1 pseudogene is annotated in these 261 nt (G+C 74.3%); it reads left to right on the forward strand.

The features are described 5' to 3' along the window. Nucleotides 1-261 (forward strand): annotated as a pseudogene (locus UK12_RS39255) (beta-ketoacyl synthase N-terminal-like domain-containing protein); the annotation flags it as partial.

Below are 261 nucleotides of genomic sequence, written 5' to 3' on the forward strand. Positions count from 1 at the left end.
CACCCTGGGCCTCGAAGGCCCGGCCGCCACCCTGGACACCGCCTGCTCATCCTCGCTGGTCGCCCTGCACTGGGCCTGCCAGGCGCTACGCCGGGGCGACTGCACGCAGGCCCTGGTCGGCGGCGTGACCGTGATGGCGACCCCGGACGTCTTCGTCGAGTTCAGCCGCTAGCGCGGGGTCGCGGCCGACGGCCGCTGCAAGTCCTTCGCAGGTGCGGCGGACGGCACCGGCTGGTCCGAGGGCGTGGCGATGCTGCTGGT

Source organism: Saccharothrix sp. ST-888 (assembly GCF_000955975.1).
Lineage (GTDB): Bacteria > Actinomycetota > Actinomycetes > Streptomycetales > Streptomycetaceae > Kitasatospora.